Consider the following 24,389-nt stretch of genomic DNA (forward strand, 5'->3'; position numbering starts at 1 on the left):
TTTTATTTAAAGTACGAAAGTAAGTTACTTTTTTGAGACGCAGAAACTAAAATTTCTTTTCCGTTAGAAACAATTACGCTTCCACCTTTCCCTTTTTTGTATTTTGTAATAGCGTTTACGTTTACCAAATATGATTTATGAATTCTTGCAAAGGTATATTCTGTTAAAGCATCTTCGAAATACTTTAAAGTTTTGCTTACAAGTTTTTTAGAATTTGCTAAATGAATTTCTGTATAATTATCGTCTGCTTTACAAAACACAATATCGTTAATATCTATAACTTCGAAACCGTCTTGCTGTGGAATGGTAATTTTACCTGTTGCCGAATTTGTTTTTGGCGTTAATATTTGGTGTTGCAACTGGTTTTCTTTTTCCTTAATTTCTGTAACAATATTTACCGCTTTTATTAACTCATCTATAGAAATTGGTTTTAGCAAATAATAACTTGCATCATTATTTAAAGCGTCTATTGCATAATGATCGTACGCGGTAACAAAGATGGTTTCGAAGGTTCTGTTATCTACTTTTTCTAATAAATCAAAGGCATTACCAAAAGGCATTTCTACATCTAAAAACACCAAATCTAATTGGTGTTTTACTATTAGTTTATAAGCTTCATCAATATTACTTGCTTCTCCTAGAAGTTGAACATTTGGGCAATATTTGCCTAAATAATTTCGAATAATTTCTCTACTTATTTGTTCATCTTCTACAATAATTGCTTTTAGTTTCATCTTACTTTTTTTTCAATAACAATTCTACTTTTGTTCCTGTTCCATTTTCTAAAACATTAGAAACATTTACAGAGATTTGATCTTTGTACATATTATTTAAAATAGCAATTCTATTTTTTATAGTACTCATAGCTTTTGACTTCTGTTTTAGTTGATTTTTAGTTTTTAAATCTTGTGATTGTTTTCTTCCAATTCCGTCATCGATAATAGAAATTATTAATGTTTCAGAGTCTTTTTGATGAATAGAAATTTTTAAATGACCTTTTTCTTTTTTATACCTTAAGCCATGCCAAATTGCATTTTCTATATAAGGTTGTAATAGCATAGGCGGAATAGCAAATTGCTCTAAATTGATGGTTTTATCTATATTTATTTGATAATCAAACTTATCTTTAAACCTGTTGTGTTCTAGTTTTACATAGAGTTCTAATAACTCTATTTCTTTGGTTAACGGAATAAAATCTTCATCAGAATTTTCTAAAACAGCACGCATTAATGCAGAAAACTCTGACAAATAACGATTTGCATTTCGCTCATCATTTACCGCAATAAAACTGTTTACAGAATTTAATGCATTAAAGATAAAATGCGGATTCATTTGCGAACGCATGGATTTTAAAGCTAATAAATTGTTGGCCAATTTTTGTTGTTTGCTATTTCTGTACATAAAATACATTAACAAAATCATTAATAAGACACCTCCGGTTAAAGAGTAAATTATTTGTCTTTGTCTTCGATTACTTTCTTCTGAGAGTTTATTATCTATATAAGCTAAACTAATTTTACTTTCTGCTAATTCTTTGTCTTTTTCTAGACTTGCAATTCTATTTTGATTGTCTGATATTTTTTTTGAAAACCGCTGTACTTGTTTTATTTCTTGTTCTTTTTTTACATAAGATGCATCTACTAACTTTACATATTCTTGGTAACTTTTAAGAGCATTATCATAATCGCCCACAGTTGCATAAACTTCGGATATCTTTCTGGTAGCATCTTTTTCTATGATAATATCATTGTTTTTATTTGCATCTTTTTTACTTTCTTTTAGAAAAGGAATGGCTTCGTTATAATCTTCTTTTAAGAAATAGGCATTTCCAATTTTGTAGTTTATTTTTTGAGAGGTGATAGAATCTGATTGTGATTTATTTTTGGTAGTTTTTTCTAATTTTGCTTTCTTTAAACTCTCTTTTCTAAGTTTTATTTCTTCATCGAAACGTCTGTTAGAATTATAAAAATCGGCTACTTTTTCTTCTTCTTTTAAGGCACGATTTAGGTTTTCTTTTGAGGCTAATTCTAATGAATTTTTAAAGCGAATATTAGCTTGTTCCATATTTCCTTCTGCTGCAAAAACATCTGCTAATTTGGAATTTAAATCTGTAACTTTTGGAGTAACGAAATTGTCTTTTGCGATTAGTAAAGCTTTCTGGTAATTGTTTTTTGCACTGGTGTATTTTTTTAAAACAAAATCGATATCTCCCAAACCTTCTGCCACAAGAATTTTTTCATAATTACTTAAATTACTTTTTTGTAATTCTAAAAATGTTTGTTGGCTATTTGAGAACTCTTTTAATAAGAATTGAGTTTTAGCTAAGTCTATTTTTGTACCAACATCTTCTCTAATTTGGATTGATAATTTGTAATTATTTATAGCTAAATCATACTGTTTCCAATAAGTATAAATTTCTGCAAGTGTTTTATAAGTAGCAGCATTTCGCTCTTTAGACTGATTGTTTTTTAGTGCTTTTTCTATAAAAGACAAACTCTTATCTATATCTTTTTTCTTATAAAACTTAGCAGAATCTAAATATTGAAGGTAGAAGTCTGGTTTTTTAGAACGTTTTTTAGTTCTAGAATAATTTTCTTTTTTACCGTTAAAATCTTGAACAATAATTTTAATGTCTTCATTAGATCTTATTGTATAATAAACCGTTTCAAAGTCTGGGTGCGTAATTCTTAACTGATCGTTTACTCTTGCTTTTACCGTATAATATCCGTTGATTTCTGAATAATTAAATAATTTTCCATTCACAAAAACCTCTGCATTTTTAATAAGTTCTTGGGTTTCTTTTATTTCGATTGTAACTTTTACAGAAAACGTTACATCATCATCATAAATAATTTTCTCTTGTGAAAAAACAAGAAAACTAAACAGGAAAAAGAAGGGGAATATGTGTTTTTTGAAATTCATTTCTTTATTTATAATGTAAACATACACACAAAAAATCATCCAAAAAAATGATGATTTATCAATATAGCGTTTAAACAAGTTTTAAAAATAGAGTTTACTCAATTATGAATAACACTCACTCATTAAAAAGGTTGGTTTACTCATTCTGGTTTTTAAAAAAAGAAAGTTGTTCATAATATTGAAGTATCAAACCCAAGCTTTTCAATTTCTGTAAAACCTAAAAAACAATTTATCATGAAAAAATCAGTATTAAAAGTTACCTCAATTCTTTTGTTATTTATAGCATCAAACAATTTTGCCAATTATAAACCAATAACAGAAGAAGAAGAAGAAGACAAAGACCAAACCATAAAAGTGGCACTTTTATTAGATACTAGTAGTAGTATGGATGGTTTGATTCATCAAGCAAAAGCACAACTTTGGGAAATTGTAAACGAACTTTCTTATGCAAAATATGGAATTAAAAAACCCAATTTAGAAATTGCGTTGTATGAATATGGCAACTCTAATTTAAACTCAGAGGAAGGTTATATAAAACAAGTTTTACAGTTTAGTAATGATTTAGATGAAATTTCTGAAAAGCTATTTTCTTTAACAACAAGTGGCGGAAGTGAATTTTGTGGGCAAGTTATTCAGACTTCTTTAGACGAACTTTCTTGGGGTAAAAACAAGCATGATTTACGTTTGATATTTATTGCAGGAAACGAACCTTTTACACAAGGTAAAATTAATTATAAAGATGCAATTACAAATGCAAAAGAAAAAGATATTGTAATAAATACGATTTTTTGTGGTGATTTTAGAAATGGTGTTTCTGGTATGTGGCAAGATGGAGCGGTTTCTGGAGGAGGAGATTATATGACTATAAATCACAATAAAAAAATTGTACACGTAATAACTCCTTATGACGATGAGATCCTTATTTTAAATAAAAAATTAAATAAAACTTATATATATTATGGTAACACAGGCTATTCTAAATACCAGAATCAGAAAAAACAAGACGACAATGCAGAAACACTTAATGAAGTTGTTGTGGTAAAAAGAGCAGTAAGTAAAAGTTCTAGATTGTATGATAATGCTACTTGGGATTTAGTAGATGCAGACAAAAAGCAAAAAGTAGATTACACAAAAATTGAAAAGCAAAAATTACCCAAAGAATTGCAAAACAAGTCTGTTGCAGAAATAAAAAGTTATGTAAAAAAGCAATCCAAAGAACGAGAGGCAATTCAGCAAAAAATTAAAAATTTAGATACAAAAAGAAGAAGTTATATTGCAAAACAACAACAACAAGAAAGTAGTAAGAAAAATGAGCTTAACAGTGCTATTATTAAAGCCATTAAAAGACAGGCTAAATTAAAAAATTACTCTTGGTAGTAAAACTTGTTAGTTGATTTTTAAAAGCTCATAAAAAGTAATTTTATGAGCTTTTACTTTATGATTAATTTTTGTCCTATAGAAATTATATTGTCTTTTAATCCGTTTACTTCCTTTAACAAAGCGACTGTAGTTTTAAATTTTGTAGCAATAGAATATAAAGTATCCCCTTTCTTAACTTGGTAATAATTTGTTGTTGCTTTTTTAGACTGAATATCTTCTTTAGGTTTTATTGTTTTTTTAGTTTTCTTTTGATTCTTTAAATCTTTCTTTTTTATTTTATCAAATTCGTGTAGATCATATGTTTCTATAAGTCCGATTAACTTACTTGGGTATTTTCTATCGGTTGCATATCCAGCTTTTCTTAATCCTTTTGCCCATTTTTTATAATCTTTGATATTATAATTAAACAAAAAAGCATAGCGTTTTCTTTTAAATAAAAACTCTGAATGATCATTATATGACGTTTCTACAAATTTATATTTCCTAAAACACTCTCCAATACTATCGTCATCATGATACACACGTTCTCCTTTCCAAGAGGTGTGACATTTGATACCAAAGTGGTTGTTTGATTTTGAAGCTAATTTACTTTTTCCATTTCCAGATTCTAAGATTCCTTGTGCTAAAGTTATACTTGCAGGAATTTTATAATCGTGCATTTCTTTAACTGCAATAGGAGCGTATTTTCTAATGTAAGCTAAGGTTGATTTATTTAATTTAGGATTTTTCTTAACTAACTTTTTTGTGATTTCTTTTTCGTTTACAGAAGGTAATTTTTCTGGTTTAGGCTCGTTTAAAACGACTCCAGGACCTTTCTTTTTTCTAGTTGTCTTTTTACTAGAACCACAACTAGCTAAAACCAATAAACAAACACAATACAATACAACTCTTAACTTCATAAAACATTAATTATTTGTGAGTTTTTCTTTTCTAATTTTTGATTAAATCCTTTGATTCCTTGAATTCCTCCTGTATGAATTGCAATAATTTTACTTCCTTCAGGGAATGCATCTTTTTTAATTAAATCTAAAATTCCAAACAACATTTTCCCTGTATAAACAGGATCTAACAAAATATCCGTTTCTTCTTTAAAACTGTTGATAAAACTCACTAGATCATCATTGTATTTTGCGTAACCACCAAAGTGATAACTTTTTTCTAAGCTCCACTTATTGCTCTGAATTGTATATTTTTTAATCTCTTCGGATAAAAAATTTCCTTTTAAAGCAGGAAAACCTATGATTTTTTGATGTTTTTCTGCCGAATTAATCAAACCAGCAATAGTACCTCCAGTGCCAACTGCACAACAAATATAATTGAAATCTTGATCTTCTTGTGTTAAAATTTCTTGGCATCCCTTAACTGCTAAGCAATTAGACCCACCTTCTGGAATTAAATAAAAATCTCCCCACTTATTTTTCATCTTTTCGATAAATCCAAAGGACGATTTTTGTCTGTACATTTCTCTAGAGATAAACTGAAGTTTCATTCCGTTTTCATGAGCCTCTCTTAAAGTTGCATTTTCTTCTAAAGTTGCTTTAAGATTTTTACCCAATTCATCGCCTCTTATAATTCCAAAAGTTTTAAAACCGGCTAGTTTTCCTGCAACCGCAGTTGCAACAATATGATTAGAAAAAGCCCCCCCAAAAGTAAGTAGTGATTTCTTTTTTAATTTTTTAGCTTCTTCAAGGTTATACTTTAATTTTCTAAATTTATTTCCAGAAACAAAAGGGTGGATTAAATCTTCTCTTTTAATAACGAGTTCTATCTTTTTTTCTTCTAAAATTGGAAGAAATACTTGTTGGTTTTGGGTTTCTATTTGAGTGTTTAAGTCCATTTATATCATTCTTGTACTTACAAGAATCTAATTTTAATTGATTTAAAAAAAAGAGATAACTAATTTAATAAAAATTAGCCACCTCTTATACATCTTATACGTTTTGCCTTAGAAGTTAAGGCTTGGTAATTAAGAAAAAGTAGAGATTTCTGCTTCTATTTTTTCCCAATCTTCCATTAAAGCATCTACTTTTGCTTTTTTTGCTTTGTACTTTTCAAAAAAGTTTGGTCTTGCAGAAACTTCGTCATAATTCTGAGCTAACTCTAAATCTATCTTTGCAATTTCTGTTTCTAGATCTGCAATTTCTGTTTCTATCTTAGAGAGTTTGTTATTGAGTTTTTTTAACTCTTTTTCTTGCTCTCTAGACATCTGATATGCTTCTTTTTTATCAGAAGATTTTTCTTCTTTAACAACAGTTCTTTTTTCGGCTTCACGTAAATTTTCCATTTTATGCTGCTCTAAGAAATAATCGATATCACCTAAATATTCTTTTATTACTTTGTCTTTAAATCCATAAACTGTTGAAGTAAGACCTTGTAAAAAATCTCTATCGTGAGAAACAATAATTAAGGTTCCGTTAAAACTTCTTAGGGCTTCTTTTAGCACGTTTTTAGAAGCAATGTCTAAGTGATTTGTAGGCTCATCCATTATTAACACATTAAAAGGTGATAATAATAATTTACACAATGCCAGTCTATTTCTTTCTCCACCAGAAAGCACTTTTGCTTTTTTATCTACCGCATCACCACCAAATAAAAAAGATCCTAACATATCTCTAACGCGCATTCTGTTTCCATCGGTTGCAGCGTCTTCCATAATTTCTAAAACGGTTTTTTCTGGCGGCAAATGTTCTGATTGGTTTTGCGCAAAATATCCTACTTCTACATTATGACCAAGTTTCATTTTTCCTTCAAAAGGAATTTCACCTACCATCATTTTTGCCAAAGTAGATTTTCCTTGTCCGTTTTGACCAACAAAAGCTATTTTACTGTTACGTTCAATTAATAAATCAACATTAGATAAAACGTCTTTATCACCATAACTTTTACTTAAACCCTCTGCTTCTACAATAATTTTCCCAGGCTCTTTAGATATAGCAAAACGCACGTTCATAGCTTGGTTATCATCTTGGTCTACCTCTATCAATTCAACTTTATCTAGTTGCTTCATTAAAGATTGCGCCATAGATGCTTTACTTGCTTTGGCTTTAAACTTGTTGATTAAATGTTGTTTTTGTTTTATTTCTTTCTCTTGGTTCTTTTGAGCTTGGAGTTGTTTTTCTTTAATTTCACCTCTTAATAATAAGAATTCAGAATATGGTTTTTTATAATCATAAATCTGTCCTAAAGAAATTTCGATTGTTCTATTGGTTACGTTATCTAAAAACATTTTATCGTGAGACACCAATACAATAGCACCAGAGTATCCTTTTAAGAAGTTTTCTAGCCAAATAATAGATTCGATATCTAAGTGATTTGTTGGCTCATCTAATAGTAGAATATCGTTGTTTTGTAAAAGTAATTTTGCCAATTCAATACGCATTCTCCATCCTCCAGAAAAAGTATTTGTTAATTTGTCAAAATCTTCTCTTTTAAAACCTAAACCTTGTAAGATTTTCTCTGTGTCTCCTTGATAATTATAACCTCCAAGCAACTCATAGCGTTCTGTATTGTCTGTTAAATCATGAATTAACTGGCTATACTCTTCGCTTTCGTAATCGGTTCTTGTAGCTAGTTGTTCATTAATTTCATCGAGTTTAACTTCAATCTCTTTAATTTCTTCAAAAGCTTGATATGCTTCTTCTAAAATAGTTCTTCCTTCTACAAAATCTATATCTTGTCTTAAGAAACCAATTTGGACATCTTTGTCAAAAGCCATAGTTCCTCCACTACTCTCTATGTCTTTAGAAAGTACTTTTAAAAGTGTAGATTTTCCCGCGCCGTTTTTTCCTATTAAACCAATTCTATCACCTTTATTTAATTTGAAAGTAATTCCTGAAAACAAATCAGAACCCATAAAGGATACTGTTAAGTTGTGTACATTTAACATAAATTTTTTGTAATTTTGATGCTGCAAAACTAATTAAAAAAATGCAGTTACTCATGGTTAAAAAAGGAACAAAATTGTTTAGCATTTTAAACGGGAAATGTCCTAGATGTCAAGAAGGTGAATTCTTCAAATATCGCTTTACTTTTAACCCATCAAAAATCACAAAACTGCATGATAATTGCCCGAATTGTAATTTAAAATATATGATTGAGCCCTCTTTCTTTTATGGTGCTATGTATGTAAATTATGGAATTACTGTTGCTATTTCGGTGATTACTTTTTTAGTGGGAACACTTTTTTTTGATTTAACTTTATTACAATCTTTTGCTGCCATTTTTATTGCCTTAGTTGTTTTGGCTCCCATAAATTTACGTTTATCTAGAATACTCTGGATAAACATGTTTATTTCTTATGAAGAACAAAAAACAAAAAAACAATAATTTTTTTGTAATCATTTTTTCAGGGATTTACAAAATATAAAATTTTGATTTTTAGGGTATTAATACGATGGTATTAATACGTATTTTTATCAATATTTGTATCTGTTTAATTTCCCCCATGAAAAAAATTAAAATATTCTTTTGTTTTCTTTTTTTTAGCCAATGTGTTTTGTCTAAAAATAATGAACCTTTTTTTCTTAAAACTATAGACCATTTTAGTAACGCACTAAGCATAAGTGTATTAACATCCTTTAAATTAAATAGCTCCACTGTTAAGTATTCTAATACTGAATTTAAAAAAGATAAAAACACTTTTTTACGTACGCTGCCTATAATTTGTTTCAATCAAAATCAACAAACACCTGAAAAACTCAATAAAGTTAAGCAGCATAAAGACGACGCCACCAACACTTCTCTTTTAGCGGAAATTTACAAAAAGAATGCTGATAAAAGTTACAGAAAAAACGACTTTGAAGAAGCTATTAAGAATTACACACTTGCAATTGAAAATTATAGAACTAAAAAGAAAGACTCTTTACATAAGGCTGACGCAATTTACTTTAGAGGACAATCTTATAATAATATTGGAAGTTTTTTAAAATCAATTGATGATTGTACTTTGGCAATAGCCTATTATAAAAACTTAGGAGATCTAAAGTATGAATATTTTGCAAAAACAACCATCACAAAAGTTTATTCTAAAATAGGACTTAATGAGAAAGCTATAGAAGAACTTTTAATCATTATAGATGAAAAAGAAGCGAACAATTATAGTATTGGACTAGCATCAAATTATTACAACTTAGCCATCAACTATAAAACTATTAACGAAAAAGAAAAATACAAAGAATATATTTTTAAAGCATTAAAAGTAAAACAATCTAGAAATGATGATGATGGTTTTCTCCCATATTATCAATCTGCAATTGCTGAGTATTATCTTGAAGAAGATAGTTTACATAAAGCTAAAGAATTTCTTGATTTAGCTAAGAAAGGTTATGCTTCAATGTTACATAACAATTTTAGTTTACATAAATATCAAAAAACTAAAAGCACCTACTTTTTTAAAACAAAAGCATTTAACAAAGCTTTAGACTTAGCAAAAACAACAATAGCTCACTTAAAAAAACACCCTGATTTATCTTCAACAGAAGAACTCTATAAATTAATTTATGAAATTTATTATAGAAAAGATGATACTAAAAATGCACTGTATTATTTTAAGTCATATATCAAGACAAAAGACTCAATCTCTAACATTAGCAAAATAAGTGCTTTAAACTATTATCAAACATTACTTAACGTTGAGCAGAAAGAAAAAAAAATTAACCAACAAAAAAGTTCAATTGAAATTTTAGCAAAAAAAAATCAAGCTAAAAAAGAACTATTGATTATTATAAGTTCTGCCAGTTTTCTTTCTTTTTTAATTTTTTATTTATACTGGAATAAACTTCATTTAAAAAAACAGAAAAAAATTCAAGAAGATTTTTCGCATAAACTATTACTATCACAAGAAGATGAAAGAAAACGGATTTCAAAAGATTTACACGATGGCCTTGGACAAAGTCTCTTGATTATTAAAAATAGAATTGCAGCGCTAAATGATAAAGAAACAGAAGAACTTATTTGTAATTCTATTGAAGAAATAAGACGTATTTCTAAAAGTTTGCATCCCTTTCAATTAGAAAGTGTAGGATTAACTAGCGCACTTCATAACTTATTGCATCAACTAGACAATAATTGTGATACTTATATTTTTGGAAACATAGAAAATATAGATAGCATTCTTAGCCCAGAAAAAGAAGTCAATATTTATAGAATTATTCAAGAATCTCTTTCTAACATTATTAAGCATGCAAAAGCAAAATCGGCAAGAGTAAACATTGATCTATCAAAAAATCATATCTCTATTTTAATCATAGATAATGGAATTGGTTTTGATTTTGATGAAAAGTATCATAACATTAAAAGCTTTGGACTTAAAACAATCAATGAACGTGTTAAATTTTTAAACGGAACTTTAAAAATACATTCTATTAAAAATGAAGGAACTACCCTTAACATCTTATTACCTCTAAAATGAAACCAACAATATTTATAGCAGATGATCATCCTTTACTTATAAAAGGATTAAAAAATTTACTTATAGAAAAAAAAATGAATGTAATTGGAGAAGCAGTGGATGGACAGTCTGCTCTCAATTTTATTCTAAAACGAAAACCCGACATTGCTATTTTAGATGTAGAAATGCCCAATTTAACAGGCATTGAGATTGCAAGAGAATGCAAAAAAAACGATTTAAAAACTAAAATTATTCTGATAACACTTCATAAAGAAATGGATTTTTATTTAAAATCTAAAAAGCTTAATATTTATGGTTACTTACTTAAAGAATTTGCTCTCGATGAAATTGAAACATGTCTTCAGTCTGTAATACACGGAACTCCTTATTTTAGTGAACAAGTAAAGAGTATATCGGCTTTACAAACGAATCAACAGATATTTTAAAAGAACTTACCATGACTGAAAGAAGAATTTTAAAGTTGATTTCTCAGCACAAAACAAATAAAGAAATTGGGCATTTGCTTTTTATATCTCCAAGAACTGTAGAAAAACACAGAAGTAAAGTTATTATTAAACTAAATCTAGATCATCAAACAAATGCCTTAGTAATATGGGTACATAAAAACAAACATCTTTTCAATTAACTAATGGGTATTAATACCTACAGCAGATATAAATAAATGTAGTTTCTTTGGATAGAATATTTTTAACCTTATTAACTAATGATAAAATCAATTCTAATGTTTTTCAAGAAAAATAAAATACAAAATGAAATAATAAGAGAAGAGAAAGAGGAAGAAAAAAACTATTCTGAATTAGTTAACAACTTTTTATCTAGTTTGCAACACAGTTCACTTGAATAAAAAAGACTAAAAAAACAAATACTTATTTTTCCCCCTTTGAAAGGCAATCTTTTTTTTTATAAATTAGGTTGCTTTTCTTATTATTTTTCTACAAATCAATGCTACAACTAAAATTTATATATAATAAACTTAATAAAAAGAGAGAACATTACCTCCATATAAAAAGAGCAAATAGTAAAAATCGACTTTATTATTATTTAAAAAAGAATGATGAAAAACGAAGAAATTCTTCTTATAATTAATGTTTAAATCTACTAATATCAGTTTCTACATCTAGACATTCTCCTTTCTCTAAATGATTAAATAAATTTTTAGCTACTGTAGGTGCTATCATAACACCACGAGTTCCTAGTCCATTTAAAACTACTAATTCTTTATAGATTGGATGAACCCCTACCAAAGGTCTTCTCCCTGTAACTGTAGGCCTTATTCCTGCTGTTTGATCTATGATTGCATAAGGAACGTTAATTGTTTTTGCTAACTTCTCTACAAGTTCTTGTTTTCCTTCTTCAGAAGGATTAGAAGTTTTATCTGTCCAATTAAAAGTTGCACCTACTTTATAATAATTGTTTCCTAAAGGAAGTATAAAAAGTGTTGATTTTAATAAGAAATCAATATTTAATTCTGGTGCATGTATAGTCAATAATTCTCCTTTAGCTTCATTTAAAGGTAAATAATTAAAAAATGGATTTTGTTTAATCCCAAAACCCTCACAAAAAACAATTTTATTTGCTTCTGTATCTTTATACTTGATACTACCTTCTTTAAATTCTATTTCTTGATACATAAATTTCTCGAATCTAATATTTCTTTCATTATTCAAGAATTCACGATAAGACTCTACTAATTTTTTAGTATCAATTCGACCAGTGTGATTTACATTTCCAAAACTAAAATCGCCTAAAACACCTTTATACGTTTTGGTATCTAACTTAGGGTCTAAATAATCTATAAGTTTTGGTTTATCAATCGCAGCAAACCAATTATTTTGATCCTCTATAGACTTAAAAACTTTTTTAGTAATGAACTTTTCATCTATATTTATTTTTAATCTTTCTTCTATTTTTTTATAAAAAGGAAGTGCTAATTCTAGTTGTTCTTTTGCTTTCCATACAGGGGTAAACCTTTTTAAAATAACAGGATTATACACACCACCAGCAACTAAAGATGATGTTTGAGAATCATCTTCAAATACTACAAACGTTTTTTTTGCAGCAATTAATTCTTCTACAAAGGCTAAACCTGCCAATCCTAAACCTACAATTATATAATCTACTTTCACTTGATAAAAATACTTTTTTTAAAACAAAAAAGCGTTCCAAAATGGAACGCTTTTTAATAATTTAATAAAATAGAATTTTAATAATTCCACATATCCATTTCTCTGTTTCTTATGTTTTCTTTAATCTTATCTGCTTCTAACAGTTGAAATAAAGAATTTCCTCTAACATAATCTTCAATAGCTCTGTTACCATAGATATTTTCTTCTCTAACAATTGTTCCGCTAAATCTTCTAGCATTTAACAAATGATCAAAAGAGATTGGTTGAGAGGCATTTTTTGGATTAAAAACTTTAGCATCGTGTAAAACATTTCTTGCAGATGGAAAGAAAACCCAGAACAATTCATATAAATTATCGTCTTCAATGTTTTCTACACCCAATGTTTGTACATCTTTCCCCATAGGAGCTAATGCTAACAATCTGTATTTCATTTCACCTTGACGTTTGTCAAAATACCACATACCTTTTATCATATATCCTTCTACATCTTCAGTTTGAATTCTAAATGTATCTGAATAACCATTTTCATTACGAACATTAACCAAACGCGTTTCAATCTCATCTTGAGTAATTTTAGACGTAAAGAAAGAGTCGGTATATGCTTCTTTAATTTTACCTTGTTTAATTCCTTTTAAAAGCGTGTCAAACAAAGACCTTCTATCAGTAGAAATATTAGCTGTATCAATTGGAAAATAATATGGTAGATTTATTTTCTGATTTAAATCAACAAATTCCCAAACAACTTTAGACCATAAAACGTCTCTATCATCTACATAACCATAAGGAATTGGGCCGTCATTATCTGCAGCCAATTGTTGCTCGTTTTTCTTACCAATTTGATCTACAGTTTTTGAATTCAATAGGTTTGCTTGTGCATCCATTGAACCTGTAATCATAAGTGCGAAAAATATTATTAAACAATTTCTAACCATATTCTATTTTTTAATTCTAATTTGTTAATTCAATATTAACAGGCAATACTTTTTTAAGCTTATATGAGTTACCAATAATAGACGCTTTTATGTCATAAATATTAATGATATCACCTCTTTTAGCTTTTGATAATTTTTGTTTTGCAGCTGCATTTAATTTAGATCCATTTACAATTATTGTTAATTGACCTGGTACTTTTATTTTAAAACTATTTACTTGTAATTTTAAATCGAACATAAAGTCTGGTAAACCAGCACTAATTGGTGCATTAGACAAACCAGATTTTGGCATTCTAACTGTTCCATATTGATTACGAACACTTCCCATTGCAGCTGGAATATCTTTAACTCTAAACTCTTTTTTAGAATTGACTGTTTTTCCACTACTTAGTTTTGCACTTACATTTACAACAACTGTATTTGCTGCTCCTGGTCTCATGCTATATTTACCTCTACTTCCACTTAATTTTCCTCCCGAAGCAGAAACTTTTAAGTTATTGTCTCCTACACCTGGTAATGAAACAGAAATAGGGTTGTCTAAACCTCTATAAACCACATTCATTTTATCTGCAGAAACTACCGCATTACTTGGTTCTGGTATTACAGAATAAGAGCTTTCAAAAGGAACTTCTACAACTTCACCATTTTGAGTAAATGCAATTTTCCCTTTTATATCATGATTACCAACATTCCCTGCTGGCATATCTATAATTACTTGACCTGATTGAATATTCTCGTAATCTTTACCATTTAAGACAACATTATCAGGAATCATTGTTGCATCATAACGACCAAGTACAATTTTACCAGTAACTTTTTCACCAGCAAAATATGCATTTTTATCTAAGGCTACGATTCCTTTATAATTCTTTAATTTTAAAGCATCTTCTAATTGACCACCTAATAAAGAACTTACAATATCTGCTTCTGTATTTTTAATATCAGCCTGCATTTGAGTTAAGCTCGTTAAAGATGCTACTAAAGGAAAACCTTTATATCTATAATCTAACCATTTTACTACAATTCCATCACTATCAGTTACATCTTCTGTAGAAAATCTTTTAGCTAATATTGGTGTAAACTGACTGTCTGTACCTAAAACATTTGTTACCTCTGTTCTGTAGCTATTAATTTTATCTAAGAACTCTTGACCTTCTGTTGTAAAACCATCTCCTTTAAAAAAGTGTTCGTCTAAAAAAGCTGTTTTATCCATAGCTTCATAGTCTTTTTTATCTTCAATATCAGCAGTCATTTTTCCTTTTAATTCTTCTAAATAACTATAAAAGTTAGAAGAAAGGTTTTTAATCTGTATTGCTTGCTTATTTAAGTTTTCAAACTTTGCAGCTTGTTCAGATGCTTTTGTTGCTAAATTAGCATAAGCATCGTTATTTTTTTTAGTGGTTGACACATTATTCTCTGTCAACTTTTCGTTCATAAACCCAAATGCTGAAAGCACTTCTTTACTCATATTCATTGCTAACATTGCAATAAATACAAGATACATTAGGTTTATCATCTTTTGTCTTGCGGACATTTTTCCTCCTGCCATTCTAATTAGTTTTTAAGTTTTGTAATTATTATTGGTTAAACTAATTATTATTTGCTAGTCATTGCAGATAACATACCTCCGTAAACTCCATTTAAAGAAGATAAGTTTTTTGCTAAAGATTCCATTTGTTCTTTTAATCTTTCTGTGTTTTCAACAATAGCTCCATTTAATTCTGCTTGTTTGCTAGAATTTTCTACTTGTACTTTATATAAGTTGTTTAAAGACTCCATTTGTACTGCAGCCATAGACATTTGTTCATTGTATTTGTTTGTAGAAGAAATAGATTCTGAAGCAGCAGACAAACCTTCTGCAGCACCTTGAAAATTTTTCATGCTATTCCCTAAGCTTGTCATTAACTTAGCGTCTATATTCGCTTCTTGTAATAAAGTATCTAATTTTTGAGATAGTAAGCCTTGAGCTCCTGCTTCTTCTTTTTCTGCAGTAAAACCATCTTCTCCTAATTCTGGGTATACTTTTGACCAATCAAAATCATCTTCAGGAGTATCAAATGCAGAAACTGCAAAAACTGCTGCTTCTACCAATAAACCTATTGTTAACATCATTCCACCTGTAATTGGACCTAAAGACATATGTTGGATTTTAAATAGAGCTCCAACAATTACTACTGCTGCTCCCATTCCATATATGAAATTCATTGTTTTTTTGTACGATCTTGATTGTGCCATAATTTTTTTTCTAAAAGGGGGTTGTTATTGATTAGTTATTTGAATTATTTATTTGTTTGTTGTTCCGATATAGTTTTGCACAGTTCTAAAGCCAATATAACTTCTTGCTGTATCTGCATATTCGTAATCTCTAGAACTTACTTCTAAAAAGTAAGCTACATCTTTCCAAGATCCTCCTCTAACTATTTTTCTTTTGTTTTTTCTATCTTCTACGTTTGGATTCATTGTTGAAGCCATATAATAAGAAGACAAATTGTATGCTGTGTTGGTCCATTCAGAAACATTTCCAGCCATATTATACAGGCCGTAATCATTTGCATTAAATGATTTTGCTTCCATAGTATATAAAGCGCCATCAACAGAATAATTACCTCTTACTGGTTTAAAATTTGCTAAGAAACAACCTCTATCACTTGTCGTTCCTCCAGTACCCCAAGGGTAGGTTGCAAACTCTAATCCACCACGAGCGGCATATTCCCATTCTGCTTCTGTTGGTAATCTAAAATCAGGAACAGTGGTTGCATTCTTTTTACCTCTTAAATAATCGTTTTTCTTTTTAGTTCTCCAATTACAAAAAGCATTTGCTTGATTCCAGGTTACACCTACAACAGGGTAATCTCCATATGATTGGTGATAAAAATAATCTTGGTGCATTGGGTCGTTGTAAGAATAATTAAAATCTTTTACCCAAACCGTTGTATCTGGATAAACATTTAATACTTCTGTTCTTACAAAATCTTTTCTATCCCCTCCTTTTCTTGCAGCATTATCTCTATCAAACCAAGAATATCTGTACTTTAAAAACTTCGGATTGAATGTTCTAATACCATCTACAGCTTCTTCTCTACTAATGTAAAGAGAGTCCATAACTTCTACATAATCTGTATCTGGATATTCTTCTTTCTTCCAAACAAGTTCTGTTTCCCAGTTTAAGGGCTTAATTGAATCTATTCCCAAACCAAGACTGTAGTAGTTTTCATACATATATTTTTGATACGCATTAGAATCTGTAGTATCAGCTACAGCAAATGCATAATCATGAATACCTCCAGACAAGCCAGTTCCATTAGCATCTGGTGTTGCTCCCATAGCTACAAATTCTTGTTGGTAAGCTAATCTTGTTCTTACGATAGAATCTCTTACCCAAAAAACGAATTCTTTATATTCATTGTTTGTGATTTCAGTTTCGTCCATATAGTATGGTCTAACTGTAACTGTTTTTGTTGGTGCGTTCATGGTACCAATAATATCTTGATCTTGTTTTCCCATGGTAAAAGAACCCCCAGGAATTAACGCCATACCAAATGGTTTTTCTGAGAACCATTTCTTCTTAACCTTTACTCCTACTAGTTCTCCTCTGTCGTTTGAACCACAACTGTAAACAACTGCTATTAAAAGTGCAAATATTGCTGCTTTCTTCATATTTTATCTTGTCTTTACTAAAAAAGTCCGTAAACCTATTATTTTTTTTCTTAAAAAACAATCTTAGATTGATTTTTAACGTAATCTTTTTTTTCTTTATTTAATTATACCAGTTTTCTCATGGCTTTAAACCACTTTTCTGGGATAATTTGTTTTGTTGCATCTACATAATCTTGATGTGTACATGGTATTAACGCATGTCTTTTGTATTTATTATCTGATAAAATTTTTATCTCCATCCACCATCTACCCGATTTATTACTTTTATAAAAGGTTAAAGGATCATCATCATCTAATAATACTGTGAATTTCTGATAATTTTCTTTTCCTGAAAACGGATAATCTTTTACTCTAAAATTCACTCCTTCAATAAAATACCAAATCATTTGTGCTATTAAATGTGCTGTTTGGTGATTTACATCGTGTTTATAATTGTACTCATAAATACCAAATGAGGATACTTTATCACTTAAACCAGCATATCTAGAAATTGCGCAAATTTCTTCACCATAAAAACCATTTGGTGATGCATTATTATTAGCAGGAGCCTCGCTTTGTCTTACTGAACCAATATCTATTGAAACAATATCTGCATTTCTAAATGCTGGCTCAATATTCTCTAGTTCTTTTGATTTTCCTAATCGATAAGCATCAAAAAATAGATTATCTAACAAAGCTATTTCTTCTTGCGAATTAAAATAAGTTTGATAGCCAATATTACTATAATTAAATAAGTTATTGGGCTCTTGCATGATTATTTTACTTAAATAAGATTGAGATGACAGTTCATCTTCTAAATTACCTAAGTCAAAACGACTATCTACAGCCGCAATATTTACCGTTTGTTCTAAAGAATCATAGGCTCTATAATTTACATAAGTAATATCCTGCCCTCCACCTATAATAATAGGTATAATGTTTTTCTTTAGTAAATCTGAAATAATTTCTGAAACTGCAAAATAAGTATCTGTAACTGTGTTTCCTTTTAAAACATTTCCTAAATCGGCTATTTGAGTATTCCAATTTCCTGGAAATAAATCGTAAAGTTTTTTTCTAATAAAATGTAAATTCTCTCCACAACCAAAGTTATCTTGAGAATTTCTATCTTCTTGTACTCCTAAAATAGCAATTTGTACATTTTCTAAATCAGGAAAACCTTCTTTAAGAGTATGAATCTTTACTTTTTTCCCTAGACATAAGGATGATTGCGACACTAAATGTGTTACAACCGATTCTTTTACTGGGGTTAAAAAGTCTTGGTTCATCAATCTTTTTTATTACGAATGCAATATAGGAAATCCCTACTTCTTTTTTGCAGTTTTTTTAGCCGTAGTTTTTTTCTTTGTTGCTTTTTTCTTTGGAGTTTTAGCCTCTATCATTTTAACTGCTTCATTCTTAGAAAGTTTCTCTATTTCTGTAGTTTTTGGCAACTCTATTTTAATTTTACCTTTTAATACATTAAACCTTCCCCAACGTGCTTTCTCTACTCGAATACCAACATCTTCCCAGTTGTGAATAACCTTGTCTATTTCTTTTTGTTTTTTTGTTTCAATTAGCTCTACTATATCTTCATCAGAAAGGTTATCAAAATCATATTTTTTATTTACGTTGATAAACATCGAATTCCATTTTATAAAAGGACCAAAACGCCCAACACCTTTTTGCACAGGTAATTCTTCATAATGATAAATTGGTGCATCTGCTTTTTGTTTTGCTACAATTAACTCTTCTGCTCTTGGTAAATCTACTTCCATAGGGTTTTCTCCTTTATCAAGAGAAACAAACATTGTTCCGAATCTAATATAAGGTCCAAAACGTCCATTAGAAACAATTACTTCTTCACCTTGAAAAGTTCCTAAGGTTTTAGGAAGCAGAAACAACTCTAAGGCTTCTTCCATTGTAATTGTGCCTAAATTCTGATCTTTATTTAAACTTGCAAACTGTTTTTCTTCATCTTCTGGCGCACCAATTTGTGCAATAGGTCCAAATTTACCCAAACGCACCAAAACAGTTTTCCCAGACTCTGGATGCTTCCCTAAAACACGCTCTCCACTCTCTCTTTCTGCATTTTCTTTAACATCTTCAACGGTTTTATGAAAGTTGTTATAGAATCCTTTTATCATCTCTATCCAATCTTCATCTCCTTCAGAAATATCATCAAAAGAATTTTCAACTTTAGCCGTAAAACCAAAATCTAAAATGTTCGAAAAATTAGCAACTAAAAAGTCATTTACAATATTTCCTATATCCGTAGGAACTAATTTGTTTTTATCAGAACCCGTTTTTTCGGTTAAAACTTGAGCTTTTACAACTCCGTTTGATAAAATAATTTGCTCATACTCTCTTTCTACTCCTTCATTTTGTCCTTTTTCGACATAACCTCTTCTTTGTACAGTGGAAATTGTTGGAGCATAAGTTGATGGACGCCCAATACCTAATTCTTCTAATTGTTTTACCAAAGAAGCTTCTGTAAATCGATATGGAGGACTTGTAAAACGTTGTGTAGCGTTGATAAAATTATAATCTAATTTATCATTTACTTTTAAATTAGGTAACATGCCTGCTTGCTCTTCTTCTTCATTATCATTACCTTCTAAGTATACTTTTAAAAACCCATCAAACTTAATCATTTCACCATTTGCAGTAAAAATCTTAGAATTTTCAGAGTTCTCTATTTTCACATTTGTACGTTCTAATTGAGCGTCACTCATTTGAGAAGCCAAAGTTCTTTTCCAAATTAAATCATACAATCTATTTTGATCATATTCTGTATCAATAGAATGCATTTTCATATTGGTAGGGCGAATTGCTTCATGTGCTTCTTGAGCACCTTTTGCCTTTGTTTTAAAAACACGCTGTTTACTATATTCTGCTCCGTAATAATTAGTAATTTCTTCTTCAGCAGCATCTCTTGCATCTACAGAAAGATTTAAACTATCAGTTCTCATATAAGTTATCAAACCTGCTTCATACAAACGTTGTGCAACTTGCATTGTTTTTGCAACAGGAAAACCTAATTTTCTTGAAGCTTCTTGCTGTAATGTTGATGTTGTAAATGGAGCCGCTGGAGATTTCTTTGCTGGCTTTTTAGTTAAATCAGCTATCGAAAAATCTGCACTAGAACATGATTTTAAAAAATTTTCTGCAGCTTTTTTAGAATCAAAATTCTTAGGAATTGTAGCTTTAAATGTTTTTCCTTCATTATTAGAAAATTCTGCAATTACCTTATAATGTGTTTCTGCTTTAAATTCTTGAATACTTCTTTCTCTTTCTACAATTAATCTCACCGCAACAGATTGTACTCTTCCTGCAGATAAACCTCCTTTAACCTTTCTCCATAAAACAGGAGATAATTCATATCCAACAAGCCTATCTAAAACTCTACGCGCTTGTTGTGCGTTTACCATATTATAGTCTATATCTCTAGGGTTTTCAACAGCTTTTAATATCGCTTTCTTTGTAATTTCATGAAAAACAATACGTTTTGTATTCTCTTCTTTTAAACCTAATTGTTCTTTTAAATGCCATGCAATAGCCTCTCCTTCACGATCCTCATCACTTGCTAACCAAACAGTATCTGCTTTTTTTGCTAAAGTTTTTAACTTTTTTACTACCGGTTTCTTATCGTCTGAAACAATATACTTTGGGCTAAAATCTCCTTCAACATCAATCCCTAATTCTTTAGAAGGCAGGTCTGCAATATGACCATAACTAGATTCTACTTGAAAATCTTTTCCGAGAAATTTCTCTATAGTTTTTGCTTTTGCTGGTGACTCTACAATTACTAAATTTTTTGCCATTTATCTATCTTTTGTCATAATTAACGCAACGTAAGTACGTGTTTTTGGAATGCAAAAGTATGTAGTTTTTTTTTATAAAAAATTTTTTATGGCAATTTCACCCCATATTTAACAGAAAAACAATATTATTTTTTCTGCCAATTTGTCACATAATTTAGTTTTTGTTGTATATTTGCCCTCTATCAAAAATATAGATTGATAATGGAACTTATAGAAAAAATTATAGACGACAAGATACAGGGTAAGGCTCTTGTTACAGAAAATAAAGCAGAAAATTCAAAGAAATTATTTATTGAAAGTTACGGCTGTCAAATGAATATGAATGATAGTGAAATTGTTGCTGCTATTCTAGATAAAGAAGGTTATAATACCACTCAAATCTTAGAAGAAGCAGATTTAGTTTTAGTAAACACATGCTCTATTAGAGAAAAAGCAGAAACAACTGTAAGGAAACGTTTGCAAAAATATAATGCTGTAAAAAAAGTAAATCCTAAAATGAAAGTTGGTGTCTTAGGATGTATGGCAGAACGTCTGAAAGAAAAATTTTTAGAAGAAGAGAAAATTGTTGATTTAGTTGTTGGCCCAGATGCCTATAGAGATTTACCTAATTTATTAGGAGAAGTTAGCGAAGGTAGAGACGCTGTTAATGTAATTTTATCTAAAGATGAAACCTATGGCGATGTTTCTCCAGTTCGTTTAAATTCTAACGGAGTTTCTGCATTTGTTTCTATTACACGCGGTTGTGATAATATGTGTACTTTTTGTGTGGTCCCTTTTACACGCGGAAGAGAAAGAAGTCGTGACCCAAAAAGCATTTTAGAAGAAATTCAATCTATGATTGATAAAGGCTTCAAAGAAATTACACTTCTTGGACAAAATGTAGATAGTTTTTTATGGTTTGGTGGCGGTTTGAAAAAAGATTTTAAAAAAGCTTCAGAAATGGCACAAGCAACAGCTGTAGATTTTGCACAATTACTAGACATGTGTGCTACTCAATTTCCAAAAACACGTTTTCGCTTTTCAACATCTAATCCTCAAGACATGAGCTTAGACGTAATTCATGTAATGGCAAAGCATAAAAACATTTGCAAATACATTCATTTACCTGTACAAAGTGGAAGCAACGCAATGTTAAAAGCCATGAACAGACAACACACACGAGAAGAATACATGCAATTAGTAGACAATATCTATAAAATTGTTCCAGAAATGTCTTTATCACAAGATATAATAGTTGGTTTTTGTGGAGAAACAGAACAAGATCATAAAGATACTTTAGAACTAATGGAATATGTAAAATACGATTTCGGTTTTATGTTTGCTTATTCTGAAAGACCCGGAACTTTGGCCGGTAAAAAAATGGAAGATGATGTACCTGCTGCTGTTAAAAAACGCCGCTTACAAGAAGTTATTGATTTACAGCAAGAACATGCTCTATATAGAACACAACAACATTTAGGAAAGGTTGAAGAAGTTTTAATTGAAGGAACTTCTAAGAAAAATCCAAACGAATGGAAAGGAAGAAACACACAAAACACGGTAATTGTTTTTGCAAAAGAACATTATAAATTAGGTGATTTTGTAAACGTAAAAGTAGAAGATTGCACATCTGCAACCTTAAGAGGAACTGCTGTTGGATATTCGGATAATAATTAAAGGACATGAAAGCCTTTAAATTAACCTTTTTAATACTTTTAACAATTGGCTTAGGCTGTACTAAAAACGATGCTCCAAGTTTTGATCCTGACGATTTAGACGCTGATGGAGTTTTTAGTTCAGAATTTACTAATTCTATGTATAGAGATTCTCAAGGAACTTCGCATAACTATTCTTATGGTATCAAGAACTTTCAATCCAATGGTTTTCCAACCTTAGGCTACCAAAGTGATTTCTCTTATAATTATGCAATTCAATATTATTACAAAAACTAACAAATGGAAAGTTTACAAGCAATAAAACAACGTTTTGGTATTATTGGTAATGATACCCAACTTAATAGAGCTTTAGAAAAAGCCATAAGAGTTGCCCCTACAGACATTTCTGTTTTAGTTACAGGAGAAAGCGGTGTAGGTAAAGAAAACATCCCTAAAATCATACATTCTTTATCACATAGAAAACATGCAAAATATATTGCTGTAAATTGTGGTGCAATTCCAGAAGGAACCATCGATAGCGAATTATTTGGTCATGAAAAAGGTTCTTTTACAGGAGCTACTCAAGACAGAAAGGGTTATTTTGAAGTGGCTGATGGTGGTACAATTTTTTTAGATGAAGTAGGAGAATTACCCCTAACAACTCAAGTACGTTTATTACGTGTTTTAGAAAATGGAGAATTTTTAAAAGTAGGTTCTTCTAAGGTTCAGAAAACAGACGTTAGAATTGTTGCCGCTACCAATGTTAACATGCAATCTGCAATTCAAAAAGAACGCTTTAGAGAAGATCTATATTACAGATTAAGTACAGTAGAAATTAACCTCCCAGCATTACGAGAACGCAATGAAGATATTCATTTATTATTTAGAAAATTTGCTTCCGATTTTGCTCAAAAATACAGAATGCCTTCTATTCGATTGGATGAAGATGCTATAAATATTTTACTAAATTACAGATTTCCAGGAAATATTCGTCAGTTAAAAAATCTAGCAGAACAAATTTCTGTAATTGAAGAAAGCAGAATTATTACAGGTTTAAAATTACAACAGTATTTACCAAGTAATAAAAGTAATTTTCCTGCTATAATTGGCGGTAAAAAAGAAAACGATTTTTCATCAGAACGTGACATTATGTATAAAATACTATTTGATATGCGTAATGACATTAATGACTTAAAGAAATTAACTTTAGACTTATTAAAAAGTGGAAATGTAGAAGAAGTACAAGAAGAAAACCATCAACTAATAGAAAAAATTTACGGTGATAAAAATACACAAAACACAAATGTTGAAGTTTTAAACATTCCACAAAATTCATCTACAGAAAAAGATTATGATTTTATTGAGACCATTGAAGAAGACGAATCTTTATCTTTACAAGACAAAGAGATTGAGATGATTAGAAAATCTTTAGAAAAAAATAACAATAAACGTAAATTAGCTGCTAAAGAACTAGGAATTTCCGAACGCACATTGTACAGAAAAATTAAACAATACGATTTATAAATTTC

20 protein-coding genes are annotated in these 24,389 nt (G+C 29.6%); 8 read left to right on the top strand and 12 right to left on the bottom strand.

Annotation, left to right across the window (positions count from 1 at the left end; all coding sequences use genetic code 11):
* Positions 1–2: 2 nt before the first annotated feature.
* Positions 3–734: a LytR/AlgR family response regulator transcription factor gene (locus tag MC378_RS08165; protein ID WP_242178270.1), complete on the bottom strand. Its 732-nt coding sequence runs from the start codon at positions 732–734 to the stop codon at positions 3–5.
* A gap of 1 nt (position 735) precedes the next feature.
* Positions 736–2,922: a tetratricopeptide repeat-containing sensor histidine kinase gene (locus tag MC378_RS08170; RefSeq protein WP_242178271.1), complete on the bottom strand. Its 2,187-nt coding sequence runs from the start codon at positions 2,920–2,922 to the stop codon at positions 736–738.
* Between the two features lie 234 nt (positions 2,923–3,156).
* Between MC378_RS08170 and MC378_RS08175 the strand changes: the two genes are divergently transcribed.
* Entirely contained in the window at positions 3,157–4,299 is a 1,143-nt protein-coding gene (locus tag MC378_RS08175; RefSeq protein WP_242178272.1) for a vWA domain-containing protein, read from the top strand.
* A 53-nt stretch (positions 4,300–4,352) separates the two neighbouring features.
* Here the strand turns inward: MC378_RS08175 and MC378_RS08180 are convergent, their stop codons facing one another.
* From MC378_RS08180 to MC378_RS08190, 3 genes are all read right to left on the bottom strand, one after another.
* Positions 4,353–5,201 carry a glucosaminidase domain-containing protein gene (locus MC378_RS08180; protein ID WP_242178273.1) on the bottom strand — a complete coding sequence of 283 codons (849 nt, stop codon included), beginning with the start codon at positions 5,199–5,201 and terminating at the stop codon, positions 4,353–4,355.
* Positions 5,198–6,139 carry a 1-aminocyclopropane-1-carboxylate deaminase/D-cysteine desulfhydrase gene (locus MC378_RS08185; protein WP_242178274.1) on the bottom strand — a complete coding sequence of 314 codons (942 nt, stop codon included), beginning with the start codon at positions 6,137–6,139 and terminating at the stop codon, positions 5,198–5,200. The genes MC378_RS08180 and MC378_RS08185 overlap by 4 nt, the downstream gene beginning before the upstream one ends.
* 129 nt (positions 6,140–6,268) lie before the next feature.
* A complete protein-coding gene (locus tag MC378_RS08190) occupies positions 6,269–8,188 on the bottom strand; it encodes an ABC-F family ATP-binding cassette domain-containing protein (protein WP_242178275.1) in 1,920 nt (639 codons plus the stop codon).
* Between the two features lie 41 nt (positions 8,189–8,229).
* Here MC378_RS08190 and MC378_RS08195 point away from each other — a divergent pair, with 41 nt between their 5' ends.
* From MC378_RS08195 to MC378_RS08210, 4 genes are all read left to right on the top strand, one after another.
* Positions 8,230–8,628 carry a DUF983 domain-containing protein gene (locus MC378_RS08195; protein WP_242178276.1) on the top strand — a complete coding sequence of 133 codons (399 nt, stop codon included), beginning with the start codon at positions 8,230–8,232 and terminating at the stop codon, positions 8,626–8,628.
* Between the two features lie 169 nt (positions 8,629–8,797).
* Positions 8,798–10,711: a tetratricopeptide repeat-containing sensor histidine kinase gene (locus MC378_RS08200; RefSeq protein WP_242178277.1), complete on the top strand. Its 1,914-nt coding sequence runs from the start codon at positions 8,798–8,800 to the stop codon at positions 10,709–10,711.
* Positions 10,708–11,136: a response regulator gene (locus MC378_RS08205; RefSeq protein WP_242178278.1), complete on the top strand. Its 429-nt coding sequence runs from the start codon at positions 10,708–10,710 to the stop codon at positions 11,134–11,136. The genes MC378_RS08200 and MC378_RS08205 overlap by 4 nt, the downstream gene beginning before the upstream one ends.
* Before the next feature lie 11 nt (positions 11,137–11,147).
* Positions 11,148–11,336 carry a response regulator transcription factor gene (locus MC378_RS08210; protein WP_242178279.1) on the top strand — a complete coding sequence of 63 codons (189 nt, stop codon included), beginning with the start codon at positions 11,148–11,150 and terminating at the stop codon, positions 11,334–11,336.
* A 457-nt stretch (positions 11,337–11,793) separates the two neighbouring features.
* Here the strand turns inward: MC378_RS08210 and MC378_RS08215 are convergent, their stop codons facing one another.
* The 7 genes from MC378_RS08215 to topA form a co-directional block, all read right to left on the bottom strand.
* Complete coding sequence (locus MC378_RS08215; protein WP_242178280.1) at positions 11,794–12,837, bottom strand: NAD(P)/FAD-dependent oxidoreductase; 1,044 nt, start codon at positions 12,835–12,837, stop codon at positions 11,794–11,796.
* Positions 12,838–12,914: 77 nt separating this feature from the next.
* Positions 12,915–13,769 carry a type IX secretion system ring subunit PorN/GldN gene (gene porN / locus MC378_RS08220; RefSeq protein ID WP_242178281.1) on the bottom strand — a complete coding sequence of 285 codons (855 nt, stop codon included), beginning with the start codon at positions 13,767–13,769 and terminating at the stop codon, positions 12,915–12,917.
* Positions 13,770–13,785: 16 nt separating this feature from the next.
* Entirely contained in the window at positions 13,786–15,318 is a 1,533-nt protein-coding gene (porM, locus tag MC378_RS08225; RefSeq protein WP_242178282.1) for a type IX secretion system motor protein PorM/GldM, read from the bottom strand.
* 47 nt (positions 15,319–15,365) lie between these two features.
* Positions 15,366–16,004 (bottom strand): type IX secretion system motor protein PorL/GldL, encoded by a 639-nt coding sequence (porL, locus tag MC378_RS08230; protein WP_242178283.1) that lies wholly within the window; start codon positions 16,002–16,004, stop codon positions 15,366–15,368.
* A 48-nt stretch (positions 16,005–16,052) separates the two neighbouring features.
* On the bottom strand, positions 16,053–17,426 hold the full coding sequence (porK, locus tag MC378_RS08235; protein WP_242178284.1) for a T9SS ring complex lipoprotein PorK/GldK: 1,374 nt from the start codon (positions 17,424–17,426) through the stop codon (positions 16,053–16,055).
* Positions 17,427–17,530: 104 nt separating this feature from the next.
* Complete coding sequence (locus MC378_RS08240) at positions 17,531–18,691, bottom strand: formimidoylglutamase (RefSeq protein WP_242178285.1); 1,161 nt, start codon at positions 18,689–18,691, stop codon at positions 17,531–17,533.
* Positions 18,692–18,727: 36 nt separating this feature from the next.
* The gene (gene topA / locus MC378_RS08245; protein WP_242178286.1) at positions 18,728–21,226 is read right to left on the bottom strand and encodes a type I DNA topoisomerase; all 2,499 of its coding nucleotides are present in this window, start codon (positions 21,224–21,226) and stop codon (positions 18,728–18,730) included.
* 201 nt (positions 21,227–21,427) lie between these two features.
* On the opposite strand from topA, the gene miaB reads away from it, so the two are divergent.
* The 3 genes from miaB to MC378_RS08260 are packed head-to-tail and all read left to right on the top strand — an operon-like array spanning position 21,428 to position 24,384.
* Positions 21,428–22,882, top strand: a complete 1,455-nt coding sequence (miaB, locus tag MC378_RS08250; protein WP_242178287.1) for a tRNA (N6-isopentenyl adenosine(37)-C2)-methylthiotransferase MiaB — start codon at positions 21,428–21,430, stop codon at positions 22,880–22,882.
* 5 nt (positions 22,883–22,887) lie between these two features.
* Positions 22,888–23,157, top strand: a complete 270-nt coding sequence (locus MC378_RS08255) for a hypothetical protein (protein ID WP_242178288.1) — start codon at positions 22,888–22,890, stop codon at positions 23,155–23,157.
* 3 nt (positions 23,158–23,160) lie between these two features.
* Positions 23,161–24,384 carry a sigma-54 interaction domain-containing protein gene (locus MC378_RS08260; protein WP_242178289.1) on the top strand — a complete coding sequence of 408 codons (1,224 nt, stop codon included), beginning with the start codon at positions 23,161–23,163 and terminating at the stop codon, positions 24,382–24,384.
* Positions 24,385–24,389: the final 5 nt, after the last annotated feature.

Origin of the sequence: Polaribacter marinus (assembly GCF_022662535.1) — a bacterium.
Taxonomy (GTDB): Bacteria; Bacteroidota; Bacteroidia; order Flavobacteriales; family Flavobacteriaceae; genus Polaribacter; species Polaribacter marinus.